Here is a 16,759-nt window from a genome sequence, read left to right on the forward strand (position 1 = left end):
ATAGGGTGTTATATTATTTATTCGACTTCTTAAATAAAAAATTAGATCTTCTGGGAGCAGGGGTGTTTCAATACATCTCTTTCAGAGCTGGAATGGCTACGCTTTTTTCACTTTTGATTACAATTACTTTCGGCAAGCAATTGATCAATGCCTTAAGAAGAAAGCAAGTAGGCGAAACGGTTCGAGATTTAGGCTTGGATGGACAAATTGAAAAGGCTGGAACTCCAACGATGGGAGGGATAATGATTATTCTTGCTATAGTAATTCCAGTATTACTGTTCTCAAAAATTGATAATATTTATATCATTTTATTATTAATCTCAACCGTATGGATGGGGTTAATAGGCTTCTTAGATGACTATATCAAAGTTTTTAAAAAGAATAAAGAAGGTTTACAGGGTAAATTCAAAGTATTCGGACAAATTGGTTTAGGGCTTATTGTGGGCTTAACTTTGTTCTATCACCCTGATGTGACAGTAAGGGAATTTGGGGATCCCGTAAGCGTTTCTGATGGTGTTGAAATGGTGACAGAAAGCTCATTTGAAGATGTGAAGTCGATGGTTACGACTATCCCTTTCTTCAAAAACAATGAATTTGATTACAGCAATATTTTCCCATTTCTACCTGATGGTTATACGGTTATCATTTATGTTTTATGGGTGATATTCATCGTTACAGCAGTTAGCAATGGAGCTAATATCACTGATGGAATTGACGGTCTAGCGGCTGGAACTTCAGCTATAATAGGTTTAGCTCTAGCCATTTTCGCTTATGTATCGGGTAATGCTATTTTTTCGCAATATCTCAACATCATGTTTATACCAAACAGTGGAGAAATTGTGATTTTCTGTGCGGCATTTGTTGGGGCCTGCGTAGGCTTTTTATGGTATAACACCCATCCAGCTCAAGTTTTTATGGGGGATACAGGTAGTCTTTCTATCGGGGGGATAATTGCTGTACTGGCTCTTGTAATCAGAAAAGAACTTTTAATACCTGTTTTATGTGGGATATTCTTAATTGAAAATCTATCTGTGATTATTCAAGTAAGTTATTTCAAATACACTAAAAAGAAATACGGAGAAGGAAGAAGAATATTCTTGATGTCTCCGCTTCATCATCATTATCAAAAGAAAGGAATTCATGAATCAAAAATTGTAAACCGATTTTGGATTGTAGGAATATTATTAGCCATTATTTCAGTAGCAACTTTAAAATTAAGATAAAGCCCTTTAATCCCCAAAGGGGAAATTGGGATAGCATTAAAAGAGAAAATTGAATCATGAGTAGGTCGGTACCTTAGGTCAGACCGGAGTTAGATAAAATTGAAATAGATAGAAGTAAGTTAGAAATAAATAGAAATAAGAAAATAGACAGTGAATAAAAGAATCATCATATTAGGAGCAGGAGAAAGCGGAACAGGTGCTGCTTTGCTAGCAAAAGCAAAGGGATATGATGTTTTTGTGTCTGATTTTGGAACCATATCTGACTCATTTAAAGAAAAATTATACAATGCTCATATTCAATTTGAAGAAGGTAAACACACTGAAGAAAAAATATTAAATGCAGATACGATTATTAAAAGCCCTGGAATAAATCCAGAGGTTGAGATAATTAAAAAGGCTGTAGCTAAAAACATCAAAGTGATAGATGAGCTTGAATTTGCTTACCAATTCACAAAAGGGAAAATAATTGCGATTACGGGAACCAATGGTAAATCTACTACTACCATGATGACATATCATTTGCTAAAAGAAGCAGCTTTGTCAGTAGGTTTAGGGGGGAATATTGGAAAAAGTATGGCTGCTCAATTAGTTGATCAGGATTATGATTGGTGGGTATTGGAGTGTAGCAGTTTCCAGATTGATGGCTTTGTTGATTTTAAGCCTCATATCGCGGTACTTTTGAATATTACACCAGATCACTTAGATCGTTATCACTATAAAGTTGAAAACTATGTGAACGCTAAGTTTTCACTATTCAAAAATCAATCTGAGGAAGATTTTGCCATTTTGGTTGAAGGCAATCAACTGATTAATGAAGCATTACCGAAGTATAATATTGAAGCGGAAATCCTAAATGTTGGCTTTACAAATCAATCATTAAATGCATTTGCTGATTCTTCTGAGATCGTAATCAATATAGAGGACAAAAAACATCATTTTTCACAATCACTGCTTCCCATAAAAGGAAGACATAATAAAATCAATGCTATGGCGTCTATTTTAACTGCGAAACTGACTAAAATTAAAGATGATCAAATTAAAGAGAGTTTACCAAAATTCAAGAGCATTCAGCATAGACTTGAATCTGTTGGTAACATACATGGTGTTGAATTTATAAACGATTCTAAAGCTACTAATGTAGATGCAGTTTATTATGCCCTAGAAGCTTTTAGTCGACCAATTATCTGGATAGTAGGTGGAGTCGACAAAGGAAATGATTATAGCCAGTTAGACTCAGTTAGTGGAAATGTGAAAGCTATTATCTGTTTAGGAAAAGATAATGATAAGATTAAGAAGCACTTTAAGGATAGATGCCCAATAATAGAGGAAACACAATCTATGCAGGAAGCGGTAAAAATTGGATATCATCTATCGAAAGATAGAGAGGTAGTTTTATTATCTCCAGCTTGTGCCAGCTTTGATTTATTCAAAAATTATGAAGATAGAGGAAATCAGTTTCGTTTAGCTTTTCAATTATTAGAGAGAGAAATCGAATTAAAGAAAATATCACAGTAATGCTTAATATTCAAAACATAAAGGCTTGGACAGATAAACACCTTAAAGGAGACCCGGTAATTTGGTCTGTGGTCTTTGCTTTAGGGATGCTTAGTATTTTGGTGGTATACAGTGCCACTGGAAGTATAGCGTATTTCAAATTTGGTGGAAATACTGAATACTACTTAATAAGACATAGCTTTTTAGTATTGTTAAGCTTTTTAGCTATGTGGGTAGCCCATAAAATAGATTATAGATATTATTCTAAATTGTCAAGATTGGCCTTATGGTTATCTGTTCCATTGTTAATTTTTGCATGGCAGTTTGGTGTGAATTTGAATAGTGCATCACGGTGGATCACGATTCCTTTCATTAATCAATCTTTTCAGCCATCTGATTTAGCAAAACTAGCCTTAATCATCAATTTGGCAGGGATGCTTTCGAAGCGGCAACAAAATATTCATGATTTTAAAAAGTCACTTATCCCAATGTTAGGGTGGTGTGGTTTAATCTGTGGTTTAATTGCCATGACTAATTTATCGACCGCAATATTATTATTCTTAACCTGTATGCTACTTTTATTTATTGGTAGAATACCCGTGAAGTATTTAGCCATGTTGGCTTTTGTGGGTGTTTTTGCGGTTAGTATAGCAATGGTAGTAGGGCAAAGGGGAGAGACAGCAATCAGTAGAGTTGAAAATTTCATCAATAAAGAAAATGTACCGTATCAAGCTCAGCAATCTTATATCGCTGTAGCCACTGGAGGGATTACAGGTAAAGGTCCAGGAAATAGTTCACAAAGAAATTTCCTGCCAGAGGCATTTTCTGATTTCATTTTTGCCATTGTAGTGGAGGAATATGGAATGATAGGAGCGGGCATTGTAATTTTATTGTATCTCACTCTTCTCTATAGAGGAATGAAAGCGGCAGCTGCCAGTGGTAGGGCCTACGGAGGATTACTTTCTGCAGGACTGAGTTTCGCGATCGTAATTCAAGCCATGGTAAATATGGCTGTCGCGGTTGGTTTAGGGCCGATTACAGGTTTACCATTGCCCCTATTAAGTATGGGAGGGACTTCTTTATTATTTACAGGTATAGCAATGGGAATAATATTAAGCGTAAGCAGAGGAGAAATAGAAGAAACTCCCGATGCATTGAGTAAAAAACAATTTTCAAACTTACCTAAAAAAGAAGCAGCTTAAATGGATATGCAAAAACCATATCGATTTATTTTAAGTGGAGGAGGCACTGGCGGTCACATATTTCCTGCATTAGCTATTGCTGATGAGATTAAAAATCAATTGCCTAATGCTGAAATTTTATTTGTAGGTGCTGAGGGTAAGATGGAAATGCAAAAAGTGCCAGAAGCTGGATATAAAATATTTGGCCTACCGATAGCAGGCATTCAAAGAAGTTTGTCCATAAAGAATTTGAGTTTCCCTTTTAAATTATTGAATAGCTTAAAGCAGGCAAAAAAGATTGTGAAAAACTTCAAGCCAGATGCTGTTATTGGAGTTGGTGGCTATGCTAGTGGCCCTACTTTAAGAGCCGCTTCAAATCTTGGAATACCATGTTTATTACAGGAGCAAAATTCCTATGCTGGCTTAACCAATAAATGGTTAAGAAAAAAGGTGAAGCAAATTTGTGTGGCTTATGATGGAATGGAAAAATATTTTTCTCAATCGAAGCTTAATATAACTGGTAATCCAATTAGGAAAGATTTATTGAACTTACCTGCTAAAAAAGAAGCTTTAAAAAGTTTTGATTTAGAAGAAGGTAAGAAAACTATACTGGTTTTAGGAGGAAGTTTAGGAGCAAGGACAATTAATGAAAGCATTGTTCAGAATTTAGAATTACTGAATAATGATACTATTCAAATGCTTTGGCAAACAGGCAGACTTTATCATAAAGAAATGCTATCAAGATCTGACAAGGCTAATTTAGATAATGTTAAAATATTAGAATTCATTAAAAATATGGGGGCTGCTTATGCTGCAGCTGATATTATTATTTCTAGAGCAGGAGCACTATCTGTTTCAGAATTGGCGGTAGTAGCTAAACCTGTTGTATTTGTGCCTTCACCTAATGTAGCTGAGGATCATCAAACTAAAAATGCAATGGCTTTGGTTAAAGAAAATGCTGCTGAAATAGTAAAAGATGAGAATTCTATAAAAGAACTATTGCCTACTACTTTATCACTGTTGCAAAATGAAGATAAGCAGACTGAATTAGCGAAAAATATTAAGAAAATGGCAAAACCAAGCGCCACTCAAGATATAGTATCGATTATTTTTAAAATGATTGAATGAATATAAAAAATATACATAACGCATATTTCATCGGGATTGGAGGGATTGGTATGAGTGCACTTGCTCGCTGGTTTCACCATAATGGGATAAATGTTTATGGTTATGATAAAACATCAACCGACCTTACAAATAAACTAATTGAAGAAGGAATTCACATTCATTTTAATGATGAAGTAGAGGCAATTCCTGAATTTGTATTTGAATCAAGTACCAAAAATATTGTAGTGTATACTCCTGCAATTCCTAAAGATCATATTGGTTTTAATTTTCTGAAAGAAAAAGGGATTGAGATGTTGAAAAGATCTGAAGTTTTAGGATTGCTAACAGAAGGCATGTTTACAGTTGCAGTTGCGGGTACCCATGGTAAAACGACTACAAGCTCAATGGTGGCTCATTTGTTAAAAAGTGGCAATAAAGATATCGCAGGATTTTTAGGTGGCATTACTACCAATTATGGTACTAATATGGTCATGAATGAAAAGGATTATAAAAAAGCTATTATTGTGGTAGAGGCTGATGAATATGATCGGTCATTCTTAACCTTAAAACCTAATATCGCAATTGTTACTTCTACAGATGCTGATCACTTAGATATTTATGGTCAAATAGGAGAACTTAAAAAGTCTTTTTCTTTATTTTTAGAGAAGGTGAATCCAAATGGTGATATTTATATTAAGGATGGTCTTTGGGATGAAATAGCTAATAAAAAGATAAAAGCTAAACCTCAATCTTACGGCATTAATGCTGGAGATATACGAGCTTTAAATGTTCAGGTTAAGAATGCGAAATTTGTATTTGATGTAGCTTTTAGAAATAATACAATTGAAGGTTTCGAATTGTCAGTTCCTGGCTTTCATAATGTTGAAAACGCAGTTGCGGCTATTGCAGTAGCGTATCAACTTGGAATTAAACCTGAATTAATTCAAAAGGGAATAAAGTCATACAAGGGTGTAAAGAGAAGATTTGAATATATAGTTCAATCAGAAAATTTTGTTTTCATTGATGATTATGCTCATCATCCTAGTGAGATCAGAGCCATGCTTACATCCGTGAGATCTTTATACCCAGGTAAAAAAGTGAGTGTATTATTTCAACCTCATTTGTTTTCAAGAACTCGTGATTTTGCCTCTGAATTTTCACAAAGTTTAAGTCTGGCGGATGAAGTCATATTGTTAGATATTTATCCTGCAAGAGAGTTGCCAATAGAAGGTGTGAATAGCAATATGTTGCTGGAATCAATCCAAGCTAATGAAAAGATTAAGATTGAAAAAGAAAAGGCAATTGAGTATTTACAAAATAAAGATTTCGAGGTCTTTATCACTATGGGAGCAGGAAATATTGATCAATTAGTAAAACCCTTAAAAAATATATTTGAAAAGCAGTATGCAGCTTAAAAAGTCTTTAAATATTGCCCTGAAGATCGTTTTACCAATTATAATATTTTTGGTAACTATTGGCTTTGTAAGCAAAAAGCAGAATGAAGTCTTATGCAAAAAGATCATTATTAATATTGAAAATCAGCAAGGAAACTTTTTCTTAAATGAAGCTGATATTAACAGCCTTTTAACCAAGAATGGCAATGAAATGATTATGAATCTTCCATATGAAAAATTTAAATTAAAAGATTTGGAAGAAAGGGTTAATGCACATAAGTTTATCCAAACGGCAGAGGTATATAGAGACTTGGCTGGGAACATGATGGTAGATGCAGTTCAGGCCAGACCTATTGCAAGAATATTTGATCCAAACGGTGAAGATCACTATATAAGTGATCAAGGGAAAATACTTCCAGTTTCAGATCGATTTACTGCTAGAGTAATGGTGTTGTCTGGAGATTTTTTTAATCCTTATTTAGAAAAGGATATGCTAGCTGATCAAGCTGGAAAAGATTTGTTTCATTTTATTAAGTTTATAGAGCAAGATAAATTTTGGAGTGCACAGTTTGCACAATTAGAAGTAGATGATAGAGGGATAATAAATATATACCCACAGGTTACTAAACAGTTGATCGAATTTGGGACGGTGTATAATTATTCTGATAAATTATCAAAACTTAAAATTTTTTATGATAAGATATTGCCCGATCGCGGGTGGAATCGATACGATCGTGTAAATTTACAGTTTAAAGAACAAATCATTTGTGAATAGAATAACCTAAGGCGATACATGGATATGCAAAATGATAAAATAGTAGTCGGATTAGACATAGGAACCACTAAAATATGCGTGATAGTGGGCCATAAAAATGATTATGGTAAACTAGATGTTTTAGGTATGGGTAAGGCCGTATCTGATGGTGTGGTAAAAGGAAAAGTCATCAATATTGAGAAGACTATTCTGGCCATCAAAAAGGCTGTGGAAGAAGCAGAAGATAATTCCGGTATCGATATAAAAGTGGTGAATGTAGGGATTGCAGGTCATCACATCAGAAGTTCAATACAAAGAGGTAGTATCACACGTGATGATAGAGAGGAAGAAATTACCGTGGAGGATGTTAATCGCCTTACCAACGATATGCATCGTATGGTAATTCCTGCTGGTAATCAGATAATTCATGTAATGCCACAGGTATATACGGTTGATTATGATGACGGTATAAAAGATCCTGTAGGAATGACAGGTATTCGCCTTGAAGCTGATTTCCATGTGATCACTGCTGATATTAATTCAATCAATAACATCCAAAAATGTGTAAAAAGAGCAGGTTTGGATATAGAAAATATGATATTGGAGCCTTTAGCTTCTAGCTTGGCTGTATTATCAGATGATGAAAAAGAAGCGGGAGTTTGCTTAGTAGATATAGGGGGTGGAACAACTGATATTGCGATCTTCCATGAAAATATAATCCGACATACAGGCGTAATTCCTTTTGGAGGTAATATCATTACTTCTGATATCAAGGAAGGATGTATGGTAATGCAACAGCAGGCTGAATTACTTAAAACTAAATTTGGTAGAGCTATCTCAACTGAAGCAAGTGAAAATGAAATTGTTTCAATTCCTGGCTTACGAAATAGAGCGCCAAAAGAAATATCCATTAAAAACCTAGCTCATATTGTTGAAGCTAGAATGGAAGAGATTATTGATTTAGTACATGCAGAGATATTAGCGTCAGGTTATGAAGGTCGCCTTGCTGGTGGAATTGTAATAACTGGTGGTGGGTCGCAGATGCATAGTGCTCGTCAATTAGTAGAATATTTAACAGGAATGGATGCTCGTATTGGATATCCAAATGAGCATTTAGGAAGAACAAAAATAGAGGCTGTTAAAAGCCCGATGTATGCCACATCAGTTGGTTTAGTATTGGCAGGTTATCGTTCCATTGATGAACGAGAAAATAGATACCTTGAAGCAAAGTTGAATAATCAGAATATGTTTATCAACCATAAGCAGAAAGGTTCAAAAAGAGAAGGAGACTTTTTTTCAAAAATTATCAATAAGACCAAGAGCTTTTTGATAGATGATTTTGACGATAAAGATGACTATTAATTAGTGCCTATTAGGCAATTACAAGAAAATCTTTAGAGGTTACTAATGTTGAGTACTAAAGAGATTTTTAATGTAGAAAATTATATATCGAATGATATCGAAAGGATATAAAACACGGATATTATGACTGAAGGAGCTTATAAATTCGAAATTCCAAAACACCATAAATCTATTATTAAAGTAATAGGTGTTGGTGGCGGTGGCAGTAATGCTGTTAATCACATGTTTAATCAGGGCATCAGAGATGTAGAGTTCATAGTATGTAATACTGACTCACAAGCACTCAAATCAAGTCCTGTGCCTAACAAATTACAAATTGGAACTAATCTGACAAGCGGATTGGGTGCTGGTGCTAATCCTGAAAAAGGAAAAGATGCGGCCCTTGAAAGCAAAGAAGATATTAGAGACTTACTAGGTAATGATACCAAAATGGTTTTCGTTACGGCTGGTATGGGCGGAGGTACTGGTACAGGAGCTGCTCCTGTAATCGCCCGTATAGCTAAAGAAATGGATATCCTAACGGTTGGAATTGTAACCTCTCCATTCAGTTTTGAAGGCAAGAAAAAAGTCAGACAGGCGGAAGAAGGTATTCGTCAATTAAAGGAAAACTGTGATACGGTTTTGGTTATTCTCAATGATAAGTTGAGAGAGATTCACGGAAATCTTACTATTGGGAATGCATTTGCGAAAGCAGATAATGTATTAACAACAGGAGCAAAAGGGATTGCTGAAATCATAACAGTTCCAGGTCAGGTAAACGTGGATTTTGAAGATGTTAAAACTGTTATGAAAAATGCTGGTGCAGCTGTTATGGGATCTGCCAAAACCGATGGTGACGGTAGAGCATTAAGAGCAGCAGAGGAAGCATTATCTTCTCCTTTATTGAATAATACCGATATCTTGGGAGCTCAAAAAATATTGTTATCCATCATTTCTGGTGAAAAAGCAGAACTCCAGATGGATGAATTAACTGAGATCACAGATTATATTCAAGAAAGAGCTGGAGATGAGGCTGAGGTGATTTTCGGTCATGGTGTGGATGAAACTTTAGGTGAAGGATTGTCTGTAACAGTTATTGCAACTGGTTTCGATCAAACTGGATACAAAGAAAATGCTATTCCTCATAAAGAGGCCCGTAAGGTATATGATTTAGATTCTAATAAGCAGATAACGCTTTTTGGTGACGAACAAAAGGAAGATAAGCCTAAGCAAGAACCAAAAACTGACTCTAGACCCTTTACTTTTGAAAAAAGAAATACACAGCAAGAATCTAGACCTAATGCTGATGAAGAAAGAGGCTATTCATTTGGATTTCCTTCTAAAAAACAGGAAGAGCCTGAATATATAGAAGAAGAAAATGAGTATGCTGATGATTTCACAGAAAGTTTATCTCATGATTATGAAATTGTAGATCATACGGAAAATATGGGGAACCAAGATGATTTAGATAAACGTGAAGCTGAACATCAGGAAATGTTAAGAAGAAGATCTATTGAAAGAATAGAGAAGCTTAAAAACTTAAATGGTGGTCATACGAATACTCCTGAAGCCTACAAGCAAATGGAAGTACCCGCTTATAAGCGTAAGCAAGTAAAATTGAAAGATGTTCCGCATTCTTCTGAAAAGAACATATCACGTTTTAATTTAAATGATGATAATCAGATACTAGGCAATAATAAGTTTTTACATGATAATGTAGATTGATTTTATTTTAAGTCATAATAAACAGGTGTTAAGGCAGCTTCAATCGGAGCTGCTTTTTTATTTTAAAAGTTAAAATATCCATAATCCATGAGAATTTATGGTAAAACTAATATCAATTAAAAACAGCTCCTTAATTTTGTGAAAACGAAAATCTTTACTGTAAATTCGTCAATCAATTTTAAGAATATTAAAACATGGAATTAAAAGATATTGCATCAGTAAGTGGAAAAGGAGGTTTATTTAAAGTTGTTAAACCATCAAGAACAGGTGTTATTCTAGAGTCTCTGGACAATAAAAAACAGAAATTAGTAGCTCACGCTCACGATAGAGTATCTATACTAGATGAAATATCTATATATACTACCGATGCCGAAGGAAACGTTGCCTTACAGAAAATCTTTAATACTATGAATGAAGAGTTTGGAGATGATTTAGGTATTGATAATAAATCTTCAAAAGAAGAAATAATGGCGTTTTTAAAGCATGTGTTGCCTAATTATGATGAAAATCAGGTATATCCTTCAGATGTTAAAAAATTAGTAAGCTGGTATAACATCTTATTAAAAGAAGCTCCTGAAGTATTGACTGCAAAAAGTGAAGAGGAGAGTAAGTGATTTTGATTTGATTTATAAACGATAAGGCATCTGAGTGATTACAGATGCCTTTTTTATTATTCAAATAGTTCTCGATTGATTCTTCTTACTTCTTTCCAATCTAGTGTTTCTCCTTTTTCTAAGCCTTTATAGTAATGTTGGAAATATTCAATGCATATATTTTTAAACTCATCTGCCTTGATACTTGACGGATAGATAGGCCTAAAGCAAGGACTTTGAAATCTCTCTTTCTTACTTAATTTTTTACCCTTAAGTCTAAGAATAGGGGCAGTATCCGTAAAATGTTCAGCTTCCCATTTTTTACCGCTTGTTTCAACTGCATTCAGTTGATCGCATAGCTTATCTAAGCCAATTCTAGGATAATGCATTCTCGTAGTGTTTACCCAGGTAGTATATTTGAACTCTAATTCATATCTATTATTGGAGTAAATACTCATTACAATATCTGAGGAAGAACTTTCGCTATACAAGGCATAATAATGAAGCGGTTGTTCAGCCTGAACTATATGCAATCTAATATCAGAGAGTGTTTCTTTATTTATTTTTTTGTTTAGATGTTCAGATACTATCTCATATTCTTCAGTACTAGGGATTTCATCTATTACTAAATTTATTTGTTCAGTAAATGCTTCAAGGAAATGCAAATATTTAGGGACTGAGGCTTCCATTTCTTTTTCTGCAATTTCTGGAGCTCCAAAAGGAGGGTAGAACAATTGGGCTTCTTCCTCATTCAGCCAACAAACAAGTTTTAGAGCTTTTTTCCAATTAGGGTTTTCAAAGTTTATTTCTCTGAAATCTCCTATTTGAGCCATTTCAACTAATAAGTCATATCGCTGAATTGCAATATCAGGATTGAATAGAGCCCATACGCCTAAAAATCCATCAATATCATAATGATTGTTAGTAACATAGGTTCTACTAAGTTCAGCTAAATTATTTTTAATGGCTTTAAGAACTACTTCCGTACTGGTATCGGCTTCACAATTATCAGGAACAGCTGCACCTCTCCAATGCGATAAATCAAAAGCTTCAGGATGATGAGCATCTACTACTAATACATCATCTGGATATTTTCGAATGTCATAGAAAGGAATGAATTTTTTATTTTGCATGAGCTTTATGTATTAAGAAAGTGGTTAGGAATTTACTTCCTAACCACCTTGATCATTTTAGAACTTGGCAATGAAAGTTGCATAAAAATGTGCAGGAGCTTGAACAAAGAATCCCATTTCATTTCCAACTGGAGCACCGTCCGTATAATATTGTTCACTAAAAATATTATTGAGTTCTAATTCTACCCGATAGTTTTCAGATAAATTAGAAAACAACTTTACATTTGCGACTGAATAGCTCGGTAGCACAAAATTCTCGGTATTGGTTAATTCAGTATAGCTCATTCCCACAAATCTAGTGTGAAAGCTTAAACCAAATTGTTCAATGGGTTGATATTGAATTTGGGCATTCACAAAATATTCTGGACTATAAGGTGTTTTGATATCTTCAAAAACTTCATTGCTGCCCTCTGGTCGATATTCACTGATGATACTTTGCATATAAGTAGCATTACCTGAAAATATAAAGTTTTCCAACGGAATGAATTGCCAATCGAACTCAACTCCTCTTCTGAAGGAAGCAGCTTGGTTTTCATAAAGTTGGATAAAATATTGAGGGATGAATTCACCAATTGGAGCAATTTCGTTTTCAAAATCCATATAAAAGGCATTGAAATTGAATTTCGCTGTTTGCGTATTGTAACGAATCCCAGCTTCAAAATCATTTACAAATTCTGGTTTCACAAAGCCCTGATTTTGTAAACTGTCAATATTTCCTTCATTTATCTGAGTGTCGCCTAAGTAATTACTTCTTGTAGGTTCTCTGCCTGAACGACCAAATGATGCATAAGTATTTAAAGTGCTATTAATTTCATAGGTAACACCTATTTTAGGGTTGATAAAAGTCCAGTCGTAAGTAGGGATGCTTCTATTTTCCCCTAGAAAATCAATGTCAGGAATCATTTCCAGGGTGACATAACGAGCTTGTACATCTGCCAAAAGGCTAAATTTTCCAATTCTGTAAGTTCCCTTTATAAAACCACTTATTTCGTCTTTTGTTGATTGGTCTTGATAATAAGGATTACTGAAATTAGGTACCAATTGCTCAATATTTTCCCTTTTGAAGCGATAAGCATGAACACCAGTTGTCCATTCAAAATCTGTGAATTTTTGATTGAAGTAACTCATTACTCCAAAATGGTCATTAAAAAGCGGGTAGTTAATGCTTTGAAGAGTAACACTATCTAGATTATATGTAAAGGGAAAATCTCCACCAGCTCCACCATAGTAGGCAGAAGAAGTTAATGTGGAATTATCACCGAAAAAATGAGTGTGCTCTAATTGTAATAATGATTGACCAAAATCATCAATATCATTGGGGTTATTAATATTCGTTTTTGGATCTTCTTCAATTAAAGATTCAGGAACAGGAGAGTAAGCCAAATCATTTTTAGTTCTCCCGTTGAATCCATTGATCTTTATAATATCCTTTTCACCAAACCATCCTCCGCTGAAAAAGAAAGAATAGGCATCACTTCCGGAATGATCTCTGTACCCATCGCTATAAGTTCTGCTTAACCTTGTATAAAAGGCTGTGTTATTATCCATCAATCCTGTTTTAGCTTCTGCTGTTCCTTGCCAAGTATTGAACGATCCAGCTAGTAAAGTAACGGTTGCTTCAGGTTTTTCGGTATTAATTTTTTCGGATTCATAGCCGATGGAACCTGCGTAAGAGGCTGTTCCATTAGTACTTGTTCCAACTCCTCTTTGTATTTGCACACTTTCCATGCTCCTAGTGATATCCGTGAAATTTGAAAAGAAAACCCCCTGATCCATCATATCATTTAGAGGTACTCCGTTTAGCGTAATGTTAATTCTTTTTTGGTCAATTCCTCTTAATCGCATGCTGCCATAATTGGTGAAACGAGTTCCAGCATCTGAGTTTACTTGTATAGAAGGAGATAATTGTTCTAATACAAAAGCCCCATCTTGCCCATTAAACACAGAATTGATTTCCTTTTTATTTAAAGTTGTTTGTGTGATAGGAGCAAGTTTGTCTGCACGTATAGCACTTACTACTACTTCTTCAGATAATACCTTATCTGATTCAAGTTGAAATTCAAAAGTTCTGTTCTCATTAATAGTTATGCTTTTTTCGAGCGTTTTATAGCCGACATAGCTCACTTTCAGGGTGTAGTCACCATTTGGAATATTATTGATTTCAAATTTTCCATTTTGATTAGAGGTATTCCCTTTGGAGATTGGCAATAGAATCACATTGGCTCCAATTAAAGGTTCATTTTCTCCTTCCGATTTTACAGTTCCTTTGATTGTGTGCTGACTAAAAACTGTCAGTGGCAATAAAATTGCTGTAGCAATTAAAATTGCTTTTTTGACTAAATGTAACATGTTGATAAATTAAATAATTGTTAGTGAAACTTGCGGAAGCGGGGTAACTACTTCCTTCATTTTCCTTAACCAAAATCCCTGCGACTGCATTACCAGCATCAGGTTCATTGGGTATAATCTCAGCCCGTTGTATTAAGGCACCCCTACTCAAAAGAGTAATATTTTATAAGTACTTATTAGTGTATAATGATTTGTGATTAGATAAAGTTTCTTTACCAATTAGTTTTTCAGATTTTATCCAATCTACGAAATCTTTCCATCTACTATCTTGCATTAGGCCCCAATCATCATTTTCATTGGTATAATATGGATTGATTGCCTTTTGACTTTCTAATAAAAACTCTTCATCCTTCAGCTCTTCTTGTTCTCCTGAAGCAGCTAGTATTTTAACAGCATCTTCAGGATAATTTTGGGTAAAATGAAATCCTTTTGCAGAAGCTTTTAAAAACTTAGAAATCGCTTCTTCTTTTTCATTTAGAGTTTCAGAGTGGGCAATCAAAATAGGAGAGTATCCATAAGGAATGTTGTATTCATCAAGTCTGAATTCATTTAATTTTATTCCGTTATTTTTAGCTAAGATACCTTCCCATGGCATGAATACCCATGTTGCATCCGCATTGCCCTCTAATAATGTATCCCAGATCCCTAATTTATCAGGAGTACTTTTATTGAATTCCGCTTTGCCACCATCTTTCCTAATCATTGCTTCTACTATATGGTCTTCAAAACGAGCATTATATGAAGCATAGGTTTGCCCATCCAAATCTTTAATATTTTGAATACTTCCATCAGCTAAGCTCACAATCGCGCTTGCATCTTTTTGCAGGATGGCTGCTATGGCTGTCAAATTTGGCTTGTTTTTTAAAGTTTGGTAACTAATAACCGATTCAGAAGGAGCTATGCCAAGTTCAACTGATTTTTCCTCTACTAATTTTGCAGGAGTCCTGGAGTAATTATCTAATTCCGGAGAACGGATCTCCACTTTTATTCCTGTTTCATCATAAAAACCTTTTGCTTGAGCTACAAAAAAGCCAGTATGATTGGTGTTAGGAGTCCAATCCAATGCTAGTCTTATTAGTTCCATTGTATGTAAATTAAAGTTCAAAATTCCTACGCTCGAATTACCGAGATCAGGTCAAGGGTATACTCTCAGCCCGTTATATTAAGGCACCCCTTATTGATGCTGCAAGTATAAGATGGATTTTTATGCTTTGCAAAAATTAAACCTCATTCTTCAATTTTATAATTTTTTCAGTGCATTCTGAAATCGGTTATCTGTTCCACTCACTATACCATAAGAGAACCCATATTGTTTTAATTCTTTTTCATAGCGTTCAAAAAGCTCTTCTCTCATATTAGGGTTTTCTCTCAAGGGATCTTTTTCCCAAGGTAAATCTGGGGTACATAGCAAGTAGAAATCATAAGGTTTCTTTTTAAGTTGATCCAAAATCAAAGGATGACATTCACCATATTTAACCTCATACCATACCTTCATCATAATTAAATCAGTATCACAAAAAAGAAAATTAGTTGCTTTTTTCTCAAGAGATTTTTCTGATTCAATCATACCTTTAGTAATGGCTAATAAATCCTCTCGATTATACGTTCCATTGGTTTTTTCTAGGTATTTCCTTCCAAATTCTTCTACAAATGGTTCATTGTAATATCTAGCCAATTGGGCTGTAATCGTACTTTTTCCGGTACTTTCTGGTCCTATTATGGCAATCTTTTTCATGCGTATTTTGTACGGTAAAGCTTACGCCAATTCAAATAGCCGACTGCTGCTATAATTACGTATGCGGCCATTAATAAGGAAGTCAAATATAATTCTCTCTGAAAATAGATGTAAACGGCTACAGTATCAATAAATACCCAATAAATCCAGTTTTCAAGGACTTTACGCGTAACTAAGAGAGTGGTAAGCACTGCAAAAACAGTAGTAAATGAATCTAGATAGGGGAGTTGAGCATCTGTATTTTCAATAAGAAAATATCCTAATCCGAAGGTAAATGTAAATCCGACTAAAATAAATAAAATATGTTCCTTCAATTTCATTTTAGAGATCGGTAACTCTTTTTTATTTTCACTAGGATTACGCCAGTGCCACCATCCATATATTGTGGTGCCTAAATAGTACACATTTAAACCCATTTCTGCGTAAAGCTGTACTTGGTAGCATATTATCAAATAAATGCTAACACTAATCAGACTAGCATACCAACACCAAATCATTTCTTTTGCAGCAAAATAGATATAGAGTATTCCAAAGAATACACCTAGTCCTTCAAGCCATCCCATATTGAGTAGGCCTTTATAAAGTTCTTGTAAAATTTCCATTTGAATAACATTAATTCCTACGCCTGCATTATCAGGATCAGGTCCAGGGTATGTTCTCAGCCCGTTATCATGTGGCACCCCTTAATAATTATGCTAAGGTAACATAAGCTTTCGACTAGGCAAAATTC

At 34.5% G+C, this 16,759-nt stretch carries 14 protein-coding genes and 3 riboswitches; of the genes, 9 read left to right on the top strand and 5 right to left on the bottom strand.

Going from position 1 to position 16,759, the window contains the following annotated elements; genetic code table 11:
* Positions 1-5 precede the first annotated feature (5 nt).
* From mraY to QYS48_RS11490, 9 genes are all read left to right on the top strand, one after another.
* The gene (mraY, locus tag QYS48_RS11450) at positions 6-1,223 is read left to right on the top strand and encodes a phospho-N-acetylmuramoyl-pentapeptide-transferase (protein WP_308356017.1); all 1,218 of its coding nucleotides are present in this window, start codon (positions 6-8) and stop codon (positions 1,221-1,223) included.
* A 150-nt stretch (positions 1,224-1,373) separates the two neighbouring features.
* Complete coding sequence (murD, locus tag QYS48_RS11455; protein WP_308356018.1) at positions 1,374-2,738, top strand: UDP-N-acetylmuramoyl-L-alanine--D-glutamate ligase; 1,365 nt, start codon at positions 1,374-1,376, stop codon at positions 2,736-2,738.
* Positions 2,738-3,919: an FtsW/RodA/SpoVE family cell cycle protein gene (locus QYS48_RS11460; protein ID WP_308356019.1), complete on the top strand. Its 1,182-nt coding sequence runs from the start codon at positions 2,738-2,740 to the stop codon at positions 3,917-3,919. The genes murD and QYS48_RS11460 overlap by 1 nt, the downstream gene beginning before the upstream one ends.
* Positions 3,920-5,026: an undecaprenyldiphospho-muramoylpentapeptide beta-N-acetylglucosaminyltransferase gene (murG, locus tag QYS48_RS11465; protein WP_308356020.1), complete on the top strand. Its 1,107-nt coding sequence runs from the start codon at positions 3,920-3,922 to the stop codon at positions 5,024-5,026.
* Positions 5,023-6,420, top strand: a complete 1,398-nt coding sequence (murC, locus tag QYS48_RS11470; RefSeq protein WP_308356021.1) for a UDP-N-acetylmuramate--L-alanine ligase — start codon at positions 5,023-5,025, stop codon at positions 6,418-6,420. Before murG ends, murC begins: the two co-directional genes overlap by 4 nt.
* Positions 6,410-7,174, top strand: a complete 765-nt coding sequence (locus QYS48_RS11475) for a cell division protein FtsQ (protein WP_308356022.1) — start codon at positions 6,410-6,412, stop codon at positions 7,172-7,174. The genes murC and QYS48_RS11475 overlap by 11 nt, the downstream gene beginning before the upstream one ends.
* A 24-nt stretch (positions 7,175-7,198) precedes the next feature.
* Complete coding sequence (ftsA, locus tag QYS48_RS11480) at positions 7,199-8,515, top strand: cell division protein FtsA (protein WP_308356023.1); 1,317 nt, start codon at positions 7,199-7,201, stop codon at positions 8,513-8,515.
* 123 nt (positions 8,516-8,638) lie between these two features.
* Positions 8,639-10,219, top strand: coding sequence for a cell division protein FtsZ (gene ftsZ, locus QYS48_RS11485; protein WP_308356024.1), 1,581 nt, complete (start codon positions 8,639-8,641; stop codon positions 10,217-10,219).
* 194 nt (positions 10,220-10,413) lie between these two features.
* Positions 10,414-10,833 carry a DUF5606 domain-containing protein gene (locus QYS48_RS11490; protein WP_308356025.1) on the top strand — a complete coding sequence of 140 codons (420 nt, stop codon included), beginning with the start codon at positions 10,414-10,416 and terminating at the stop codon, positions 10,831-10,833.
* A gap of 56 nt (positions 10,834-10,889) precedes the next feature.
* On the opposite strand, the gene QYS48_RS11495 is transcribed toward QYS48_RS11490, so the two are convergent.
* The 5 genes from QYS48_RS11495 to pnuC form a co-directional block, all read right to left on the bottom strand.
* On the bottom strand, positions 10,890-11,945 hold the full coding sequence (locus tag QYS48_RS11495) for a DUF6687 family protein (RefSeq protein ID WP_308356026.1): 1,056 nt from the start codon (positions 11,943-11,945) through the stop codon (positions 10,890-10,892).
* Between the two features lie 57 nt (positions 11,946-12,002).
* Complete coding sequence (locus QYS48_RS11500; protein WP_308356027.1) at positions 12,003-14,294, bottom strand: TonB-dependent receptor; 2,292 nt, start codon at positions 14,292-14,294, stop codon at positions 12,003-12,005.
* Positions 14,295-14,352: 58 nt separating this feature from the next.
* Positions 14,353-14,449: riboswitch (TPP riboswitch) on the bottom strand.
* 8 nt (positions 14,450-14,457) lie between these two features.
* Positions 14,458-15,378, bottom strand: coding sequence for an ABC transporter substrate-binding protein (locus QYS48_RS11505; protein WP_308356028.1), 921 nt, complete (start codon positions 15,376-15,378; stop codon positions 14,458-14,460).
* 6 nt (positions 15,379-15,384) lie between these two features.
* A riboswitch (TPP riboswitch) is annotated at positions 15,385-15,479 on the bottom strand.
* 55 nt (positions 15,480-15,534) lie between these two features.
* The gene (locus tag QYS48_RS11510) at positions 15,535-16,029 is read right to left on the bottom strand and encodes an ATP-binding protein (RefSeq protein ID WP_302101681.1); all 495 of its coding nucleotides are present in this window, start codon (positions 16,027-16,029) and stop codon (positions 15,535-15,537) included.
* Positions 16,026-16,631, bottom strand: coding sequence for a nicotinamide riboside transporter PnuC (gene pnuC, locus QYS48_RS11515; RefSeq protein ID WP_302101680.1), 606 nt, complete (start codon positions 16,629-16,631; stop codon positions 16,026-16,028). The genes QYS48_RS11510 and pnuC overlap by 4 nt, the downstream gene beginning before the upstream one ends.
* Positions 16,628-16,723, bottom strand: a riboswitch (TPP riboswitch). (Overlaps the previous gene by 4 nt.)
* Positions 16,724-16,759 lie beyond the last annotated feature (36 nt).

Origin of the sequence: Marivirga arenosa, assembly GCF_030503895.2 — a bacterium.
Classification (GTDB): domain Bacteria; phylum Bacteroidota; class Bacteroidia; order Cytophagales; family Cyclobacteriaceae; genus Marivirga; species Marivirga arenosa.